Source organism: Kitasatospora cystarginea (genome assembly GCF_039533515.1).
In the GTDB taxonomy this organism is placed as follows: domain Bacteria; phylum Actinomycetota; class Actinomycetes; order Streptomycetales; family Streptomycetaceae; genus Kitasatospora; species Kitasatospora cystarginea.
Genome location: NZ_BAAATR010000028.1, coordinates 70,013 through 89,448, shown reverse-complemented (window position 1 = coordinate 89,448; position 19,436 = coordinate 70,013). Strand labels below are relative to the sequence as shown.

General features: G+C 71.0%; 14 protein-coding genes. 12 read left to right on the top strand and 2 right to left on the bottom strand.

Going from position 1 to position 19,436, the window contains the following annotated elements; genetic code table 11:
• Nucleotides 1-102: 102 nt before the first annotated feature.
• From ABD369_RS26845 to ABD369_RS26810, 8 genes are all read left to right on the top strand, one after another.
• Entirely contained in the window at nt 103-1,164 is a 1,062-nt protein-coding gene (locus tag ABD369_RS26845) for an aldo/keto reductase (RefSeq protein ID WP_344639126.1), read from the top strand.
• Entirely contained in the window at nt 1,161-1,448 is a 288-nt protein-coding gene (locus ABD369_RS26840; RefSeq protein ID WP_344639125.1) for a putative quinol monooxygenase, read from the top strand. The genes ABD369_RS26845 and ABD369_RS26840 overlap by 4 nt, the downstream gene beginning before the upstream one ends.
• 122 nt (nt 1,449-1,570) lie before the next feature.
• On the top strand, nt 1,571-2,413 hold the full coding sequence (locus ABD369_RS26835) for a nitrilase-related carbon-nitrogen hydrolase (protein ID WP_344639124.1): 843 nt from the start codon (nt 1,571-1,573) through the stop codon (nt 2,411-2,413).
• 10 nt (nt 2,414-2,423) lie between these two features.
• On the top strand, nt 2,424-3,824 hold the full coding sequence (hydA, locus tag ABD369_RS26830; protein ID WP_344639123.1) for a dihydropyrimidinase: 1,401 nt from the start codon (nt 2,424-2,426) through the stop codon (nt 3,822-3,824).
• An 8-nt stretch (nt 3,825-3,832) separates the two neighbouring features.
• Nucleotides 3,833-4,849: a TIGR03842 family LLM class F420-dependent oxidoreductase gene (locus ABD369_RS26825; protein ID WP_344639122.1), complete on the top strand. Its 1,017-nt coding sequence runs from the start codon at nt 3,833-3,835 to the stop codon at nt 4,847-4,849.
• A 240-nt stretch (nt 4,850-5,089) separates the two neighbouring features.
• Entirely contained in the window at nt 5,090-6,610 is a 1,521-nt protein-coding gene (locus ABD369_RS26820) for an NCS1 family nucleobase:cation symporter-1 (RefSeq protein WP_344639121.1), read from the top strand.
• A gap of 489 nt (nt 6,611-7,099) precedes the next feature.
• Nucleotides 7,100-9,778, top strand: coding sequence for an SdrD B-like domain-containing protein (locus ABD369_RS26815; RefSeq protein WP_344639120.1), 2,679 nt, complete (start codon nt 7,100-7,102; stop codon nt 9,776-9,778).
• A 124-nt stretch (nt 9,779-9,902) separates the two neighbouring features.
• A complete protein-coding gene (locus ABD369_RS26810; protein ID WP_344639119.1) occupies nt 9,903-10,709 on the top strand; it encodes a hypothetical protein in 807 nt (268 codons plus the stop codon).
• A gap of 111 nt (nt 10,710-10,820) precedes the next feature.
• Here the strand turns inward: ABD369_RS26810 and ABD369_RS26805 are convergent, their stop codons facing one another.
• Nucleotides 10,821-12,170, bottom strand: coding sequence for a right-handed parallel beta-helix repeat-containing protein (locus ABD369_RS26805; RefSeq protein ID WP_344639118.1), 1,350 nt, complete (start codon nt 12,168-12,170; stop codon nt 10,821-10,823).
• Nucleotides 12,171-12,228: 58 nt separating this feature from the next.
• Here ABD369_RS26805 and ABD369_RS26800 point away from each other — a divergent pair, with 58 nt between their 5' ends.
• On the top strand, nt 12,229-13,443 hold the full coding sequence (locus ABD369_RS26800; protein ID WP_344639117.1) for a Dyp-type peroxidase: 1,215 nt from the start codon (nt 12,229-12,231) through the stop codon (nt 13,441-13,443).
• A gap of 149 nt (nt 13,444-13,592) precedes the next feature.
• Nucleotides 13,593-14,090, top strand: a complete 498-nt coding sequence (locus tag ABD369_RS26795) for a DUF4232 domain-containing protein (protein ID WP_344639116.1) — start codon at nt 13,593-13,595, stop codon at nt 14,088-14,090.
• 269 nt (nt 14,091-14,359) lie between these two features.
• Here the strand turns inward: ABD369_RS26795 and ABD369_RS26790 are convergent, their stop codons facing one another.
• The gene (locus tag ABD369_RS26790; protein WP_344639115.1) at nt 14,360-14,764 is read right to left on the bottom strand and encodes a hypothetical protein; all 405 of its coding nucleotides are present in this window, start codon (nt 14,762-14,764) and stop codon (nt 14,360-14,362) included.
• 220 nt (nt 14,765-14,984) lie between these two features.
• Between ABD369_RS26790 and ABD369_RS26785 the strand changes: the two genes are divergently transcribed.
• Nucleotides 14,985-16,859: a galactose oxidase early set domain-containing protein gene (locus ABD369_RS26785; RefSeq protein WP_344639114.1), complete on the top strand. Its 1,875-nt coding sequence runs from the start codon at nt 14,985-14,987 to the stop codon at nt 16,857-16,859.
• A 100-nt stretch (nt 16,860-16,959) separates the two neighbouring features.
• On the top strand, nt 16,960-19,323 hold the full coding sequence (locus ABD369_RS26780; protein ID WP_344639113.1) for a Dyp-type peroxidase: 2,364 nt from the start codon (nt 16,960-16,962) through the stop codon (nt 19,321-19,323).
• The last annotated feature ends 113 nt before the right edge of the window (nt 19,324-19,436 follow it).

The following is a 19,436-nucleotide window of genomic DNA, read 5'->3' as shown; positions in this document are numbered from 1 at the left end:
CCAGCCTGGTCCTGCCGGACCCAGGTAAAGCGCGGACCTGGAACGGCCGATCCGGCAGGAGCAGGCTCGTCGTCGTCAGCACAACGAACGTGAGAGAGCGACATGACCACAACCTCCCCCGTGCCTTTCGGCAGCACCGATATGACGATCAGTCGGATCGGCTTCGGTGCCTGGGCGCTCGGCGGCGCCGACTGGCGCTACAGCTGGGGCGCGCAGGATGACGGCGACTCGATCGCCGCCGTCCACCGCGCCGTCGACCTCGGGATCAACTGGATCGACACCGCCGCCGTCTACGGTCTCGGCCACTCCGAGGAGGTCGTCGGCCGGGCGCTGGCGAAGCTGCCGGAGAGCCGCCGCCCGTACGTGTTCACCAAGTGCGGCCTGGTCTGGGACGAGAGTGACCGGCTCGCCCCGCCGCGCAAGATCATGACCCCCGCGAGCGTCCGCCGCGAACTGGAGGACTCGCTGCGCCGGCTCGGCGTCGAACGGATCGACCTGTACCAGGTGCACTGGCCCGGTGACGGCCAAGTGCTGGAGTGGGGCAACGAGGGCGGCGCCGACCAGGGCGGCGGCACCCGGTTGGAGGAGTACTGGCAGCTGATGGCCGACCTGAAGGCCGAGGGCAAGGTCCGCGCCATCGGGCTGTCCAACCACGGCCCCGAGCAGCTCGCCGTCGCCGAGAAGATCGCCCACGTCGACTCGATCCAGCCGCAGTTCTCCCTGCTCAGCCGGGACGCGGCGGCCGAACTGCACTGGGCGGCCGACCACCGCACGGCCGGCATCGTCTACCAGCCGCTCGGCTCCGGACTGCTCACCGGCGCCTTCTCCGCCGAGCGCGTCGCCGCCCTGGACGCGGCCGACTGGCGGCGCACCCACCCCGACTTCACCACCCACCTGGACCGCAACCTCGCCCTGGTCGAGGCGCTGCGCCCGATCGCGCGGCGGCACGGCAGCACCGTCCCGGCCGTCGCCATCGCCTGGACACTGGCCTGGCCCGGCGTCACCGGCGCCATCGTCGGCGCCCGCCGCCCCGGACAGCTGGACGACTGGGTCTCGGCGGCCGCCCTGCACCTGACCGCTGACGACCTGTCGGAGATCGCGACTAGCCTTGATCACACCGGGGCCGGCACCGGCCCCGCCCACCCGAAGGAGAGCACCGAATGATCCTGATCGCCGAGCTGACCGCCGCACCCGGCCGGGAGGACCGCCTGCGCACCATGCTGGAAGGCATGATCGAGCCCTCCCTGGACGAGCCCGGCTGCCTCGGCTACCAGCTGCTGGTCGACCCGAACCGCCCCGAGCGGATGGTGGTCCTGGAGGAGTGGCGGGACGAGGAGGCGCTCCAGGAGCACTTCGCCACCCCGCACTTCCAGCACGCCAGCGAGGTGATGGACGAGGTCCTCGTCGAGCCGGCCGTGCTGCGCCGGGCGACCTGGCTGGAGAACTGAGGGCACCGGGTTCCGCGACGGAATGAAAGAGGCTTCCCGGCGTTACAGCGTGGCACTACACCTGGCGCCGGGAAGCTCCTAGTCTCAACGGTCTAGAGCACCTTCGTCGAAGGAGTGGACTGATGAGCCGAGTCGTTCGAGCAGCCCTCTTCCAGGCCGCCTGGACGGGTGACTCGGAGACGATGATCGCGGCCGCCGAGCGGGCCGCCCGGGACGCGGCCGCACAGGGCGCCCAGATCATCGGCTTCCAGGAGGTCTTCAACGCCCCGTACTTCTGCCAGGTGCAGGAGCCGGAGCACTACCGCTGGGCCGAGCCCGTCCCCGACGGCCCGACCGTACGGCGGATGCGGGAGATCGCCCGCGAGCTGGGGATGGTGATCGTCGTCCCGGTGTACGAGGTCGAGCAGGCCGGCTTCTACTACAACACCGCCGCCGTGATCGACGCCGACGGCTCCTACCTCGGCAAGTACCGCAAGCACCACATCCCGCAGGTCAAGGGCTTCTGGGAGAAGTACTACTTCAAGCCCGGCAACCTCGGCTGGCCGGTCTTCGAGACCGCCGTCGGCAAGGTCGGCGTCTACATCTGCTACGACCGGCACTTCCCCGAGGGCTGGCGGGCGCTCGGCCTCGGCGGCGCCGAGATCGTCTACAACCCCTCCGCGACCAGTCGGAGCCTGTCCGCCTACCTCTGGCAGCTGGAACAGCCCGCCGCCGCCGTCGCCAACGAGTACTACGTCGCGGCGATCAACCGGGTCGGCGTGGAGGAGTACGGGGACAACGACTTCTACGGCACCTCCTACTTCGTCGACCCGCGCGGCCAGTTCGTCGGCGAGATCGCCTCCGACAAGGACGAGGAACTCGTGGTCCGCGACCTCGACCTGGGCCTGATCGATCAAGTCCGCCAGCAGTGGGCGTTCTACCGTGACCGGCGCCCGGACGCCTACGGCCCGCTCACCCAGGCCTGAGAGGACGGACGTGAACCGCACCGTGATCCGCGGCGGCCTGGTGGTCACCGCCGCCGAGGAGATGCACGCCGACGTGCTGATCGAGGGCGAGAAGGTGGTCGCGCTGGCCGCCTACGGCAGCGCGGCCGCCGAGAGCTGGACGGCCGAGAAGGTGCTCGACGCCCGAGGGCTGTACGTCATCCCCGGCGGCGTGGACGCCCACACCCACATGGAGCTGCCGTTCGGCGGCACCTTCGCCTCCGACACCTTCGAGACCGGCACCCGGGCCGCCGCCTGGGGCGGCACCACCACCATCGTGGACTTCGCCGTCCAGTCGGTCGGCTCCTCGCTGCGCGAGGGCCTGGACGCCTGGCACGAGAAGGCCCAGGGCAACTGCGCGATCGACTACGGCTTCCACATGATCCTCGCCGATGTCACCGAGCACAGCCTCAAGGAGATGGACCTGCTGGTCGCCGAGGGCGTGACCTCGTTCAAGCTCTTCATGGCCTATCCCGGAGTGTTCTACAGCGACGACGGCAAGATCCTGCGCGCCATGCAGCGCGGCGCAGGCAACGGCGGCCTGATCATGATGCACGCCGAGAACGGCATCGCCATCGACGTACTGGTGGAACAGGCCCTCGCGGCGGGCAGGACCGACCCGCGCCACCACGGTGAGGTCCGGCGCGAGATCCTGGAGGCCGAGGCCACCCACCGCGCCGTCAAGCTGGCCCAGGTGGCAGGCGCCCCGCTCTACGTGGTGCACGTCTCCGCCGCCTCGGCCGTCGACGAACTCGCCGCCGCCCGCCGCCAGGGCCTCGACGTGTTCGGCGAGACCTGCCCGCAGTACCTCTTCCTGTCCACCGACAACCTGGCCGAACCCGGCTTCGAGGGCGCCAAGTACGTCTGCTCCACCCCGCTGCGCCCGCGCGAGCACCAGGACGCGCTGTGGCGGGCGCTGCGGACCGGTGACCTCCAGGTGGTCTCCACCGACCACTGCCCGTTCTGCTTCGCCGGCCAGAAGGAGCTCGGCCGCGGCGACTTCTCCAAGATCCCCAACGGTCTGCCGGGAGTGGAGAACCGGATGGACCTGCTGCACCAGGCCGTGGTGGAGGGCCGGATCTCCCGCCGCCGCTGGATCGAGATCGCCTGTGCCGCTCCCGCCCGGATGTTCGGGCTCTACCCGCGCAAGGGCACCATCGCCCCCGGCGCCGACGCCGACGTCGTCCTCTACGACCCCACGGTCCGGCAGACCCTCTCCGCCGCCACCCACCACATGAACGTCGACTACTCCGCGTACGAGGGGAAAGAGATCACCGGCAAGGTCCGCACCGTGCTCTCCCGGGGCACCGTCGTGATCGAGGCCGACGCCTACCTCGGCCGGGCCGGGCACGGACGGTTCCAGCCGCGCGCCACCTGTCAGTACCTCGCCTAAGGAGACCAGTGGACATCGGACTCGTGCTCCAGACCGACCCGCCCGCGCAACTGCTCATCGAGCGGATGAAGCGGGCCGAGGCGGCGGGCTTCACCCACGGCTGGACCTTCGACTCGGCGGTGCTCTGGCAGGAGCCCTTCGTCATCTACAGCCGGATCCTCGCCGAGACCAGCCGACTGATCGTCGGTCCGATGGTCACCAACCCCGCGACCCGCACCTGGGAGGTCACCGCCTCCCTGTTCGCCACCCTCAACGACATGTACGGCAACCGCACCGTCTGCGGCATCGGCCGCGGCGACTCCGCACAGCGGGTGGCAGGCCGCCGGCCCGCCACCCTGGAGCGGCTCTCGCAGGCCATGCACGCGATCAAGGAGCTCGCCGAGGGCCGCGAGGCCGAGGTGGACGGCACCGCGATCCAACTGCCGTGGGTCAGGCCCGGGGCCGAACTCCCCGTCTGGATGGGCGCATACGGCCCCAGGGCACTGGACCTGACCGGCCGTCAGGCGGACGGCTTCATCCTCCAGCTCGCCGACCCCTTCCTCACCGAGTGGATGGTCAAGGCCGTCCGGGACGCCGCCGCCGGGGTCGGCCGCGACCCCGCCTCGATCACCATCTGCGTCGCCGCCCCCGCCTACGTCACCGAGGACGACTCGCCCGCCGCGCTCGCCCACGCCCGTGAGCAGTGCCGCTGGTTCGGCGGCATGGTCGGCAACCACGTCGCCGACCTGGTCGCCCGCTACGGCGAGCACTCCGGCCTGGTCCCCGACGCCCTCACCGACTACATCAAGAACCGCCACGGCTACGACTACGCCCACCACGGCCGCGCCGGGAACCCCGACACCGCCTTCGTCCCCGACGAGATCGTCGACCGCTTCTGCCTGATCGGCCCGCCCGCCGCCCAAATCGACCGCCTCACCGAACTGCGCGCCCTCGGCGTCGACCAGTTCGCCGTCTACGCGATGCACGACGCGGTGGAGTCCACCATCGACGCGTACGGCACGAGCGTCATCCCCGAACTCGGCTGACACCCCTTCGTCGGGCGGCCCATCCGGTGCCGGGTGGGCCGCCCGACCGTCTGGACCCTCCCCTCCGCACGCGGTCGGCGCGACCCGGACGGCGTCCGCCCGAGCAGCCCGTTCCCGACGGCTCCCCACCGCCCGGACGGTGCCGCCGCAGTACCGCACTCCTTCGCAATCTCTCCGAGAGCCCGGTGTTCCGGCTCCCGGACGCCCCCGTACGAGACTCCGCGAACCGAGGTGGTCCCGATGTCCTCCGGCACCCCCGAAACCCCCGACTCCTCGACGGTCCAGCGCACTCATCCCGACGGCCGGGTCTCCCTCGCCGACCACGTCGTCCTGGACGACGCCCGCTTCGCCAACCACGACCTGCTGCCCGTGCCGATGGAGCGGCGCAGGTGGGGTGTCTACAACTACCTCAGCCTGTGGGTGGGAATGGCGCACAACATCCCGTCGTGGACCCTGGCCTCGGGCCTGGTCGCGCTCGGCATGGACTGGAAGCAGGCCGTCCTCACCATCGCGCTGGGCAACCTGATCGTGCTGGCGCCGATGCTGCTCACCGGCCACGCGGGGACGAAGTACGGCATCCCGTTCCCGGTGTTCGCCCGCGCGTCGTTCGGGTTGCGCGGCGCGAACCTGCCCGCGATGCTGCGGGCCGCGGTGGCCTGCGCCTGGTTCGGTATCCAGACATGGCTCGGTGGGGAGGCCATCTTCCTGTTGGCCGGGAAGCTCCTCGGCCACGGCTGGCAGACCGCGACCCCGGTAGGCGGCTACCCCTGGACGCAGTGGCTCTCCTTCCTGCTCTTCTGGGCGCTGCAACTGCTGATCATCGCCCGCGGCATGGACACCCTGCGCCGCTTCGAGAACTGGGCCGCACCCGTCGTCCTGCTCGGCGCGTTCGGCCTGCTCGGGTGGATCACCAACAAGGCCGGCGGCCTCGGCCCGCTCCTCCACCAACCCTCCAAGCTCGGGTGGGGACACGAGTTCTGGAAGGTCTTCTTCCCCGCGCTGATGGGCATGATCGGCTTCTGGTCGACCCTGTCGCTGAACATCCCCGACTTCACCCGCTTCGGCGGCAGCCAACGCGCCCAGATCCGCGGCCAGGCCCTCGGCCTGCCCACCACCATGACCCTCTTCGCCCTCCTCTCCGTCCTGGTCACCTCCGGCTCCCAAGCCGTCTACGGCACCCCCATCTGGGACCCCATCCAACTCGCCGCCAAACTCGACAACACCGCCGGCATCCTCATCGCCCTGCTCACCGTCCTGATCGCCACCATCTCGGTCAACATCGCCGCCAACGTCGTCTCCCCCGCCTACGACCTCGCCAACCTCTGGCCATGTCGCATCAACTTCCGCCGCGGCGCCCTCATCACCGGCCTGGTCGGCGTCCTCATCTTCCCGTGGAAGCTGATCTCCGACCCGCACGTCTACATCTACACCTGGCTCGGCGTGGTCGGCGGCCTGCTCGGCACCGTCGCCGGCATCCTCATCGCCGACTACTGGCTCCTGCGCCGCACCCACCTCGACCTCGCCGCCCTCTACCGGCAGGAAGGCCGCTACTGGTACCACGGCGGCTGGAACTGGCGCGCCGTCACCGCCCTCGTCACCGGCGGCATCCTCGCCATCGGCGGCTCCCACGGCGGCCCCTTCCCGGCCAACGGCCTCATCCCCGCCCTCAGACGCCTCGCCGACTACGGCTGGGCCGTCGGCCTGACCTCAGCACTCGTCCTCCACCTCCTGCTCGGCACCAGGATCCGCACCAACCACTGACACCACAACGTCGCGCGTCGCCGCTCGTCGTCCGGTTCATGGCGCCACCCCAGCATGGCGCGCCGGCCGCGCCGACGGGGCGGGTAGAGGCGAGGGGGAGCGGCGATGTTCAGCGGCGATGGTGATCTCCGCACCTCTGAGCGCCTTCGTCGTGCGGAGTTGTTCCTCGGCAGCGACCGTTTCGGGGTACTCCTCCACTGGCCCGTCCTTTGACAGCAGGGGGAGGGCCGCAGTGCGAAAGCTTCCAATAACGTCTGACGTAACGTCAAAGTTCCTGTTTTGCTGCGAACTTGTGTGAAGGCCCCTTAAGCTCCCATTAACAATGGCGGCTTTCCGCCAGTCGCGAACTCCCTTACGAGGTCGGGCGGCAGGCCCAACTGGACGATGAGAGCAGGGATGACAACGAGAAGTGAACGAACGTCCGGTGCCGCACGCGGCCCGGATCGGCGCCGACCGGGGGTGCTTGGTCGCCGCACCGTGGGCGGCGCCGTGGCACTGGTCGTCGGGATCGGTGCTTGCTCGCTGGCGGCGGCCCCGTCGGCGTTTCCGCAGACAGGCGATGGGACGGTGACGGTCCGCGTGGTACGGGCCGTGGACGCGTCCGGGGTGTGGACACCCGCGCTGGAGCCGGGCATCGCGGGCGTGAAGGTGACGCTCACGGACGATGCCGGGGCCGGCGTCGAGGGTGTCACCGCGGCGGACGGCACGGTGACACTGGCACCCGCCGCGAGCAGGGCGACCGGCGGCAAGTACCGGGTGCAGGTGATCAATCCGAAGCCGGGTGTGCTCTTCCCGGCCTTCGCCTCGCGCCAGGGGCTGGACGGCGCGCCGAGCCAGCTGAGCAGCAACGAGGAGTTCGTCGACCTCTCCGGTGGCAAGAACGTGGCGTACACCACGGGACTGTGGAACCCGGGGGACTACTGCCAGAAGAACGCGCCGCTGGTGGCGGCCTGTCAGCCCGCCAACACCGAGGGCGGGGCCAAGCGCACGCTGGTCTCCTTCCCGTACGGCGCGCGTGGCCAGGAGGGCCCCGACGGCAACATCACCGCGACGAACCTCGCCACCAACGCCGACACCGGCACGCTGTTCGGCGTCGCCTGGAACAAGGCCGACAAGCGGCTCTTCTCTTCGGCGGTGGCCAAGCGCGGCACCGACTACGGCCCGGGCGGCGCGGGCGCGGTCTACGTCACCGACCTCGCGCAGAAGAAGACGACGCTCTTCACCACCGTGCCGAACGCGGGCAGCACCGTGCACGGGCCGGGGACGGACGACGCCTTCCTCGACGTGCCCGGCAAGGAGAGCCTGGGCGGCATCAAGATCACCGATGACGGCAAGGACCTCTTCGTCGTCAACCTCAACGACCGCAAGCTGTACCGCTACGACGCCACCGCGGCGACGGCCTCGGCGCCGAAGGCCGTCTACGCGATCCCGGACCCGGGCTGCCCGGCGGAGGGGGATTGGCGGCCGTTCGGTCTCGGTCTCCAGGACGGGACCGGGTTCCTCGGCGGTGTCTGTTCCGGCCAGTCCACGGGCAAGCTCACCGACGTGCGCGCCGTGGTCCTGCCGTTCGACCTCGCCACCGGGGCGTTCCAGAAGGCGGTGCTGGACCAGCCGCTGGACTACCCGCGTCAGTCGACGGTCGGCTCGGGTCCGTGCGACGGCGCGGGCTGGTTCCCGTGGACCAGCACGTACCCGACCACGCAGAACGGCAAGGCGTGCGGCCACGCCACCATGGCCAACCCCGAGCCGGAGTTGGGCGAGATCCTCTTCGAGACCGACGGCTCGATGCTGCTCGCCTTCCGCGACCGCTTCGCCGACCGAGAGCCGGGCGCCCCCGCGCCGGGCTCCGTCTTCAACGTCATGTCCGGCGGTGACCTCAACAAGGCCTGCCCGGCGAACGGCATGTACGTGATGGACACCAACAACGGCTGTGGGATGTCCGCCCGGGGCGCCCGGTTCTTCAACACCGCTTGGGCTGCGGTGGGTCACAACAACACGGCGTTCGCCGGAATGGCGCTCTCCAAGGTCGAGAGCACCATCGCGGTCTCCGCCTTCGACCCCGACCACACCCCCGTCGGCTACGGCACGTCGTTCCTCGAGCGCAAGGACGGCAGGCAGGACCCGCAGTTCGGCCTGCGGCTGACCCCGAAGGGGACCACCGCCCCCTTCGGCAAGGGCGCCTCGATGGGTGACCTCGAGGTGCTCTGCGACCAGGCGCCGCTGCAGATCGGCAACCGGGTCTGGTACGACCCCGAGCGCAAGGGCATCCAGGGCCCCGGGCAGCGGCCGGTCCCGGGGGCGACCGTCCACCTGTACGACGAGTCGGGGAATATCGTCGGCACGACGAAGACGACGGAGCGCGGCGAGTACTACTTCGACGACTCCGACGTCAACGGCGGCCTGAAGCCCAGGACGAAGTACACCATCCGGATCGACAACCCGGCGGACTACGCCAAGGGCGGCCCGCTGTACCAGTGGGTTCCCACCGACCACGATGTCGGCGACAACCACTTCATCGACTCCAAGGGCGTCGTCCCGTCCGGCGCCGAGTTCCCCGAGCGGGCGCTGACCACCGGCGGACCCGGCGAGAACAACCACACCTACGACTTCGGCTTCCGCCAGCAGGAAGGCGCGCTGCGGGTCGTCAAACACGACCAGGACGGCAAGCCGCTGGCCGGCGCGAAGTTCCAGCTCTGGAAGGAGACGAACGGCACCGACGGGCTGCAGAGCACCGGTGCGAAGCCGGACACGCCCGTCGGCGAGCCCTGCACGACCGGCGCCGACGGCATCTGTCAGGGCAACGGCGCACCAGGGACGTACTACTGGCAGGAGACCAGCCCGCCCGCAGGCTACGAAGCCCCGGACGTCGCGGTGTTCGGCCCGCTGGTGTTGACCTCCGACAACCTCGACGCCGGAGTCTCGGTGACTGCAGTCAACCGGCTCATCCCGACACCGACACCGACACCGACACCGACACCGACGCCGGAACCGACCACACCGGCCACGCCGGGCACCCCGGCCGCACCGGGCACCACGCCCGGCTCGCACCTGGCCTACACCGGTGGGGGCCAAGAGCTTCCGGTGGTTCTGGCCGGCGGCGCGGTGCTCACCGCGCTCGGCACGGCGCTGCTCGTGCTGTTCCGCAGGCGCAGGGCCCAGCAGCGGTAACCCTCCCCCTCTCCGACGGTCGGCACACGGGCCGTCGGAGAGGGCCGGATCGGGCGGGTTCGCGGACCATCGGTCCGGGAACCCGCCCGTGTGTTGTGACCGACCGAGGAGAGAAGGCACCTGCATGGCCCGGAAGACGAAGACCGATGTCCGTACGCCGCGTCCGACGTTCTGGCTCAGGGCACTTGTCGCGATCGCGGTGTGCGGCACGGCGGCGGGCGGCCTGGCCGTCTACCGGACCGTATCCGAAGAGGCCGTGGAGAGGCCCGTGACAGGTGACGAAGCGTCACGACTGGCCGTGTCGCGGCTGAACCTGTACCAGGCCAGCCCGGTGACGGTGACCCTCACCGCCACCGAGGGAGGAGGTGTGGTGGTGCGGGTCAAGGGGATCGTGGACTACCGCACCCACCGGGCCGTGGGGAGCTACGAGGTCACCGGGGCGGCTGGGGACGCTCGGGCCGGCGCCGGACAACTCGACCACGGTCTGATCGTTTGGGACACCGGCGGACTCGGTCTGGCCCCCGCACCGAAGGGCGACACCGACCCGCCCTGGCAGCAGGCCGAGCACGTCCCCCGGGCGGGCTGGTCGCCGCGCTCGTACACGGCGGATCCGCTGGACGCCGGGCTCCAGTTGCTGATCCAGCTCGGCGCGGACCGGCCGGACAACCCGCTGCTGCTCGCCCAGTCCGGGGCGCGCTGGCTCGGCCGGGACCGCATCGACGACCAGAGCTACGACCGGTTCGCCGGACCGCGCGCCCAGGGCGCCGCGCCCGACGGCGGGCGGTCGCCGCTGACGTACTGGGTCGACGGCGACGGCACGCTACGGAGGGTCGCGATGCGGATGGCCGGCCTGGGCACGCCGACCACGGTGGACTTCTCCGGGCGGAACGGCGAAGCGAAGCTCCCCGAAGCACCGTGGGTCGCTGGCTGACGCCGGATCACCGACCCGGCCTCCCAATGGGAGAGTTGTCTCGTACTACTCAACTGTCCCGGTGGATCGGCACGTTGGCCGAAGCCGGTGAGCTCCGCAGTGTTGCCGCACTCAACTCCGCGGCTGCGGTACGGCGGCGGGGTCGGTCGGAAGCTGATAGGTGTTCGGGTCGACGGCCCCCGGCAGGTTGGTGGCCGGGCGGGCGGGGGCCGTCGGGTCCGGCAGTGACGGCTGGGTGGGCGGGGCCGGTACCTGGCTGAAGGGGATCCCGGGCGGCGCCTGGACCGGGGCCGGCCGGCCACCGGGCAGCGGGCCGCGGCCCTGGCCGCCGCACCCTGCCGGGTTCTCCAGGCCGTCCGGGCTCTGGACGGCGGGCTGGTTGCCGGTGAAGCAGTTGCCGGTGTCGGCCGAGGCCAGGACCAGGTCGGCGCCGTTGCCCTCCGTGCGGTTGTCCTCGACGCGGTTGCCGCTCGCCGGATGCCCCGGCGGATCGGTGATGATCACCCCGGCGGCGCTGTTGCCCCGGACGAGGTTGCGCAGCACCTGGTTCGCCGTACCGCCGCCGATCCCGATGCCGATGCCGAAGCCCCCGTCCGCCTGCTCCGGGGTCTGGGTGGCGTTGTTGTCGGCGACGACGTTGCCCGCGATCACCGCGCCGTGCTGCGGGGCGAGCGCCTCCAGGTCGTTGGAGTTCACCGTGACGCCGACCCGGTTGCCGACGACGCGGTTGCCCAGCACCGACAGCCCGTCCGAGGCATTGGTCAGCTCGATGCCGACCGCGTTGTGCTCCACCGTGTTGCCGCGCACCACCGTGTCGCAGGGCTTGCACTGGCCGACGTAGATGCCGGAGTCCGCCTGTCCGGAGGTGTAGGAGTCCTCGATCGCGCCGCCGCGCGCATCGAAGGCGTAGATGCCGTACAGGCCGTTGTCGTAGGCCGTCACCCGGGTCGCCCGGAATCCCTGAATGACCGGGAAGCGGGCCGTGTCCAGCGGGTTGTACGCCGAGCCGCCGGCGCCGTGCTGCTGCAGCCGCTCGTCGGTGACGCCGGTGAACAGGACGCCGTTGGCAAGGTAGCGGTGCACGGTGAGGTTCTCCACAACCGAGCCGGGCCCGGTGACGGTGACGCCGTTGACGAGCCGCAGCCCGCCGTCGAGGACCACGGTGTTGCGGTCCGTCCCGCGCAACACGACGCGGGGCTTGGTGACGTGCACACTCTCGCGGTACACACCTGGTCCGACCAGCACCGTCTCGCCTTCACGAGCGACGTCCACGGCCTTCTGGATGGTGGAGAAGTCCTCCGGCACCCGCAGCACGCTCCCGGCGGGGTGCTTGGCGTCGTTGGAGTTCGAACCCGTCGAGGAACACCCGGTGGCCGCCATCGCGACCGAGGCGACCAGCACCGGCAGGCACCGCAGCGCCGCCGCCCGGAACAGCGCCGGTCGGGGCTGCGTACGGGTCAACAGGCGATCAGGAGACAGGATTTGCATGACAGGTGTTCTATCGTCTCCAATAGCGCGCATGCCTACCGAACCGGGAAATGCGCACGAGTCGGCCCGATCTGCCGCGACCGGTTTAGGGAGGCGAAGGGCGCTGCTCGCGGCCGGGGCGGTGCTCGCCGCCGGGATCGGCGCGACGGCCGACGAGCTGGCAGGTGGCGATCGCACGTCCAGCCGCGGTGCCGCTTCCGACGCGCCGCCTCCCGCAGCCGCGATTCCCTTCCACGGCGCCCAACAGGCCGGTGTGACGTTTCCTCAGCAGCCTGCGACGCGGCTGCTCGCCTTCGACCTCCCGCAGACCTCCGCCGCAGCGGACCGGGAGACCCTGCGCAACGTCCTCGCCGCGCTGACCCGAACCCTCTTCGCCGCGACCTCCGACACTCCGCCCGACCCGCGTCTGGAGAGCGGTGGTACGACCCGGCTCACCTCGCTGGTCGGCGTGGGTCCCGCGCTCGCCGCCCGGCTTGGCCTCAACGTCCCCACCGCGCTGGCCGAGTTGCCGCCGTTCCCCGGCGACCGCCTCGACCCGGCGCGCGGCGGCGGCGACCTGCTGCTGCAGCTGTGCGCCGCGGACCAATGGACGTTGGCCGTCGTCGCCGAGATCGTCGGGACGGCCGTCCACGCCGGTGGCGCCGAGCCCCGCTGGTCGCAGTCCGGCTTCCTGCCCCGGACGGCCCCGGGCGTCACACCGCGGAACCTGTTCGGCTTCAAGGACGGCACGGCGAACCCGGATGACGCGGCCGCGCGGCAGTGGGTCTGGGGCCCGCCGGGACCGCACGAGAACGGCACCGTCCTGGTCTACCGGCGCATCCGCATGGACACCGCCGCCTTCGCCGCCCTCCCCGAAGGCCGGCGCGGTCTGGCGATGGGCCGCCGTGCTGGCGACGGCTCCCCCCTCACCGGCACCGTCGAACATGACGACCCGGACATCTACGCCAAGAACCCGGACGGCTCCTACGTGATCCCGGCCACCGCCCACGTCCGCCTCACCAGTCCCCGCCTCGACGGCGGCGCCCGGATGCTCCGGCGCGGCTACAGCTACGACGACGGCCCGGCCGACCGCGGGCTCCTCTTCTGCGCCTTCATGCGTGACCCCGCCCAGTTCACCCGCGTCCAGACCCGCCTCGCCGCCCGCGACGCCCTGAACCCCTTCCTGGAGCACACCGCCTCGGCCGTTTCCTACGTCCTCCCCGGCGTCCCGGAGGGTGCCGCTCTTGGTGAGCGCCTCTGGCGGTGAGTAGTAGCTGCGGCCGACGTGCAGCGGCCCGTCCCGGAGGCCCGGTGACCGCCACCGCGCAGCCGAGCTGCGCCCACGCCCGGGTGGTCGCAACCTGGAGTTGTGGCAGGCGCCACACCGGCGGCTGCCCAGCCAACGGAGGTTCCGCCATGCTCCCTAGGAAGAGAAGAGCAGCACTGACCGTCACCGCACTCATCGCCGCCGCCACCGCCGCGGTCGGCACGGTACCCGCAGCCCAGGCCGCACCCGCCACCCCCACCTGCCAGGCCGCCGGCTTAAGCCTCTCGGTCGGCCAGGAACAAGGCGCCGCAGGATCCATCCTCGTCCCCGTGAACTTCACCAACACCTCCACGCGCACCTGCGCCCTGCGTGGATTCCCCGGAGTGAGCGTGCTGGACGTCAACCACCACCAGATCGGCAGCCCGGCATCCCGCGACGGCAGCCCGGTGACCACGGTTGCCGTACGACCAGGCCGGACGGTGAGCGCGACGATACGCACCAATGACGCGGGTACCGGCCTGGCCTGTCAGCGGACCTCGGACTACCTCGGCATCTATCCGCCGGCCGGTTTCCAGCAGATGCTCATCCCCTACCGGCTGCAGGTATGCGGAGTGTTCGAGACGGGTCCTGTCCAGGCCGCCGGATGACCGAAGGCGACCGCAGGCGAGGCGGCGAACCGAAGCCGTCATCGCCGCCGCCGTGATCACTCATCGGTTTCGTCTCCGCCCTCGCCCGGTACGCCGTCCTCAGCCGCACCGCCCGCACCCGGCGCTGTGGCCCGCGGCGGGCAGGGGCGGAGCCGGGGCCTCGCGGGGTGCCCGGGGTGCTGCGGCCGGACGGGATGCGTGTCCGTAGCCGGAGCCGGGGTGTCCGGCTACGGAGGTCCGACCGGACGGCCCGGTCGGTGCGCCGGGGGTCAGCCGCTCGGGGTGTTCTCGCCTTCGGTGCACACGACGCGGATGGTGAGGTTCGCCGGCCTGGGCCGGCCCTCGACGCCCTCCGGAGGGCAGTCGTACTTGCGCACTGCGACGATCCAGCCGCTGCCGTTGTCGTTGGGGTGGTCCTCCAGAACGTCGGTCGGCTGCCGGTCAAGTCGGCGGCCAGCGCCTGGAGTTACGCTGAATCCGCCGCCGAACGCGTTCTCCTCGGGCGGGCAGAGCAGCAGGTGGGGCTTGCCGTCGGCGCCGCCCTCGATGACGTCCCCGGTCACGGTGTGCGGCTGGACTGTCGCTCGCGTGGTCGCCGCAGCGCCGCCGCTGGTGGCCGCGAGGAGCGCGGCTGTGGCCGCGGCGGCCATCGCGATCCCGGACTTGCTGAACACGTGTCACTCCTGTCGTGGGGAGGGGGGATTTCCGGCCATTTCAGCACGGCCGTGATGACCCGTCGGGGCGACACGCAAAGTGATGGCGTGTCGATGATCGATCATGAAACACCTGGGGTGTCTGCGTACGAACAACTGCGTGGAGTGCTGTACTGACCGCGCATTGCTGTCTCCCGGGTGGCTGCTTCGCGGCCCCGACCGACACCTCGTGAGGAGTTCCATGTCCCGCAGCAGACTGAGAGCGGTACTCGCGGCCAGTGCCGCCACGCTCGCCCTGTCGACCACCACCGTCCTGACCACACCCGTGTCGGCCTCCTCCGCCGCACTGGACGGCCTCGCGGGCACCAGCGCGCTGCGCATCACCGACGAGCAGGTGAAGGCGGAGGTGCGGCCCGCAGAGGTGGCCGCGCTCGGCCGGCCCGCCGCCGAGGCCGAGGCCCGCGATCGGATCGGCCTGCGGGCCGTCCAGACCGGCTACCCGCAGACCACCCGCACCCTGCGCCTGAAGGCACTGACCGACTCGCAGGCGAAGACCAACGCGGCCTTCGATCCTGCCCAGTTCGGGAGGTTCACCGATTACTTCTCCTCCCCGGAGTACGGCGACCACATCGCCCTGCTGCCGACCGGGAAGGTCCTGATCTTCTCCTTCGAAGCAGTCGAGGACAATCCGCAGAAGGAACCCGCCCCCACCGATGTGATCGGCAAGCAGAACGCCGGCCGCGCCTACCTCTGGGACCCGGCCAAGGGCACCGGTCTGGACTCCTTCACGGCCGTCCCGCCGCCCGTCGTCAACATGCCCGACGGTCTGGACGAACCGCGCCCCGCACCCTTCTTCTGCGCCGGCCACTCCTACCTGCCCAACGGCATGGTCGGCGTCTTCGGCGGCAACCTCGGCGGCAACGGCGGCACCGGCGCCAAGCTCGCCCTGGTCTTCGACCCCTGGACCGAGACCTGGCACCAGGAGCAGGACATGGCCGTGGGCCGCTGGTACCCCACTGCCGTCACCGGCGCCGACGGCCGCCAGCTCATCATGTCCGGCCAGTCCGAACTCGGCTGGGGCACCCCGACCCCGGTCATCGAACGCTTCCCGGCCAAGGGCACCGGCGTGTTCTTCGACAAGTCGAAGGCCCCCGACGGCGTCGCGCTGGACCAGTGGAAGGCGGACGCCCCGTACCGGATGGACTACCCGCACCTGTTCTCCCTCAACGACGGGAAGGTGTACGGCTTCGGGCGCGACGCCGACCAGCAGTTCGTCTTCGACCCCGCCAACGAGACCCGCGCCTCACTGCCCGACCGCCCAGACGGGGGCATGCGCAACTACGGCTCCGCAGTCGCCCTGCCCAACGGCACCAGCGGCCCCGACTCCGTGCTGGTGCTCGGCGGCAACCGCAACGACCCCAACACCTACCGGTTCTCCGGCGGCCAGTGGACCAAGGACACCCCGCGGGCTTTCGGCCGCACCCAGGACGACACCCTCGTCCTGCCCAACGGCAACCTGTTCACCGTCAATGGCGCCTACGACATCCGCGACTACGGCAACGGCCCGTACAACCCCAATGCCGACCCGAAGTACCGCCAGACCGAACTGCGGGACGCCGGCGGCAGGTGGACCCTCGGCCCGGTCCAGCGCCTGCCGCGCGGCTACCACTCCAACGCCGTCATCCTGCCGGACGGCCGGATCATGATCACCGGTGACGAACTCCAGCAGATCGCCAACAACCCGGACATCAAGTCGGGCCTGAACGGCACCATCGAGATCTACGAACCCCCGTACCTGCACCAGGGCGACCGGCCCAGCCTGCGGACCGCGCCGACCGACCCGCTGAACTACAACGCGACCTTCCGGGTCAACACCAACACCCCGACCCAGGCCACCCGTGCCGTCCTGGTCGCGCCGATCACCTCCACGCACTCGGTGGACACCAGCCAGCGCCGCCTGGAGCTGAGGATCACCGGCCGTGCGGGCAGCCAGCTCGTCCTGCAGACCCCGGCCTCGGCCAAGGACGCCCCTCCCGGCTTCTACATGCTCTTCCTGCTCAACGACGCCGGCGTGCCCAGCGAGGCCAAGTGGGTCCAGCTCAACCCCAACGCCTGAGCCCCTACCCGACTCCCCGGGTGGCCGGTTCGCGGCCGGCGGCCGCGAAGCGCCACCCGGGGTCTGCCCAACCCGGCGGAGTCAACGAACGGACCAATCGATGAACGATCTGAGCCTGCGTCAGGATACCGAGATCCAGGGCGACATCATCGCCGGCTTCAAGAAGGACTACGTCAGACTGCTGCTCCTCCAGTTCGGCAACGCCATGGCGGCCCGGAGCTGGCTGGAGCGGATCACCCCCAAGATCGCCACCACTCAGCAGGTCGCCGCCTTCAACCAGGAGTTCAGCAAGGCGCGCAAGTCCTCCGGCGGCGACGACCCCGCAACCCTGAAGGCCACCTGGCTGGGCCTCAGCTTCACCTACCAGGGCCTGCGGTTCCTCACCGGGCAGGCAGACCTGCTGCATGCCGAGGCCAAGACCGGCGACACCCTGGAGGCGTTCATCCAGGGGCCCGCCGACCCCGGCCGGGTGGAGGCCCTCGGCGACACCGACGACAGCGCCCCCGGGTTCTGGGTGTTCGGCGACACCAACCACCCCGCCGTGCACGCGGTGCTCACCGTCGCCTCCGACACCCAGAACGGGCTCAAGGCCGCCCTGGACGAGCAGCGCCTGGCCGCCGGCCAGGCCGGCGCGATGATCGTCTTCGAACAGGAGGGCGTGGCCCTGCCGGGTGCCAAGCGGGGCAAGGAGCACTTCGGCTTCAAGGACGGGGTCAGCGAGCCCGCCGTGGCGGGCTTCGACGAGGAGGATCCCAACCGCAGGGGCTTCGCCAAGGAGCACCCCGGCACCCGGCTCATCCCGGCCGGCGAGTTCGTCGTCGGCAAGCCGCTCGCCCCGGAGCACGACAAGGGCACCGCCGCCACGGCCACCATCCCGTCCTGGATGCACAACGGCTCCTTCCAGGTGGTGCGCCGGCTGGAGCAGGACGTCGCGGGCTGGTGGGCGCAGGTGGACGCCCAGCTCAGGCGGCTGAAGGACCTCAAGGCCGTACCGGAGGACACCAAGCGGGACTGGTTCGCCGCCCGCCTGGTGGGCCGCTGGCGCAACGGCGCGCCGGTCTGCAAGCACCCCGACAGGCAGCCCGACGACCCGGGCGCCGCCGCGGACAACGACTTCGACTTCCTGCACGGGACGGACGACCCGGACGGCCTCACCACCCCGCTCTTCTCCCACCTGCGCAAGACCAACCCGCGTGCAGGGCTGGCGGCCGGGGGGACGCCGGTGGACGAGAGGTTCATCGACGCCCGCCGGATCATGCGCCGCGGTGCCCCGTACGGACAGCCCTTCGACCCGACGAGCGACCTTCCGGACAACGGTCCCGACGCCCCCCGCGGTCTGATGTTCGTCTGCTACCAGGCCGACCTGGTGGGCCAGTTCGAGTTCATCCAGGTCGACTGGATCAACGACGCGGACTTCCCGCCCGGCCGCGAGAACAAGCCCGGTCCCGACCCGATGGTCAGCGGCCAGCTGGCCACCGTCAACGACGGCCGGGTCAGCTACGAGGGCACGGCCCCCTCGGGCGAACGGCAGACCACCACACTGGACTTCAAGCCGTTCGTCCGCACCCGTGGCGCGCTCTACGCCTTCACCCCGTCCATCAGCACCCTGCGCCTGCTCGCCCAGGGCCGGCTCACCGGCGCGGTCACCGAGACCGGGCCGGGCGTCACGACGCAGCCGCCCCAGTCGCAGAACCTGCCGATGGACGCCGTCATCCCGCTGCCGGACGTCGAGGGCGGCGCCTGGACCTTCCAGCAGGGCGCCATCCGGGTGATCGGTACCGGCGGCACCGAGATCAGACAGCTCACCACCGGCGACGTCGGCGACCGCACCGCACTGGTCGTCAAGAACGTCGGCCCGTACCCGACCTGGCCCGCCCTCAAGGGCGTCACCCAGCTCGACACCATCCTGCCCGTGCCCGACGAGCAGCGGGTGAACGGGAAGAGCAGCTACTGGGTCTTCCACACGGTGGGCGGACAGCAGGTCTACCGGTACGTCACGATCGCGGACACCGACCCGTACACCCCTCAAACGGCAGGCGAGGACCTGCCGTTGAGCAGGTGGGCGTCGTTCGGGGGCAGCAGCCCGGTCACCCACGTGGACGCCTTCCTGCCGTTCCCCGACGGGCAGCCCGGCAGCGACGGCACGTACTGGTACTGGATGTTCCACACCACGCCGGTGGGCCAGCGGCACCGGGTGATCTCCATCGGCCGCTCCGGGCAGGCCCACCCCGACAGGCTGCGGCGGGACGACCGCAAGCTCACCGCCTGGCAGTCGCTGGAGGGCGTCACCCGGGTCGACGCCTTCCACCCCGTCCCAGGCCGGCAGAACGCCGGCGGCCTGCACTGGTACTGGGTCTTCCACCAGGACCAGTACCGGGTCATCGCCATCACCCACGGCGGTGACCACACCGACGACGTGCTCCGGGACGACCGCCCGACCGCCGTCTGGTCCCGCCAGGCGTAGGCCTCGGCCCCGGCCCCGGCCCTGCGCAGCCCCGGCCGCGCGGGGCCGGGGCCTTGTGACGGGCGCCACCTGCGGCGGAGGTGACGGCGGTGTCGGAGCGGTGCCGACACCTG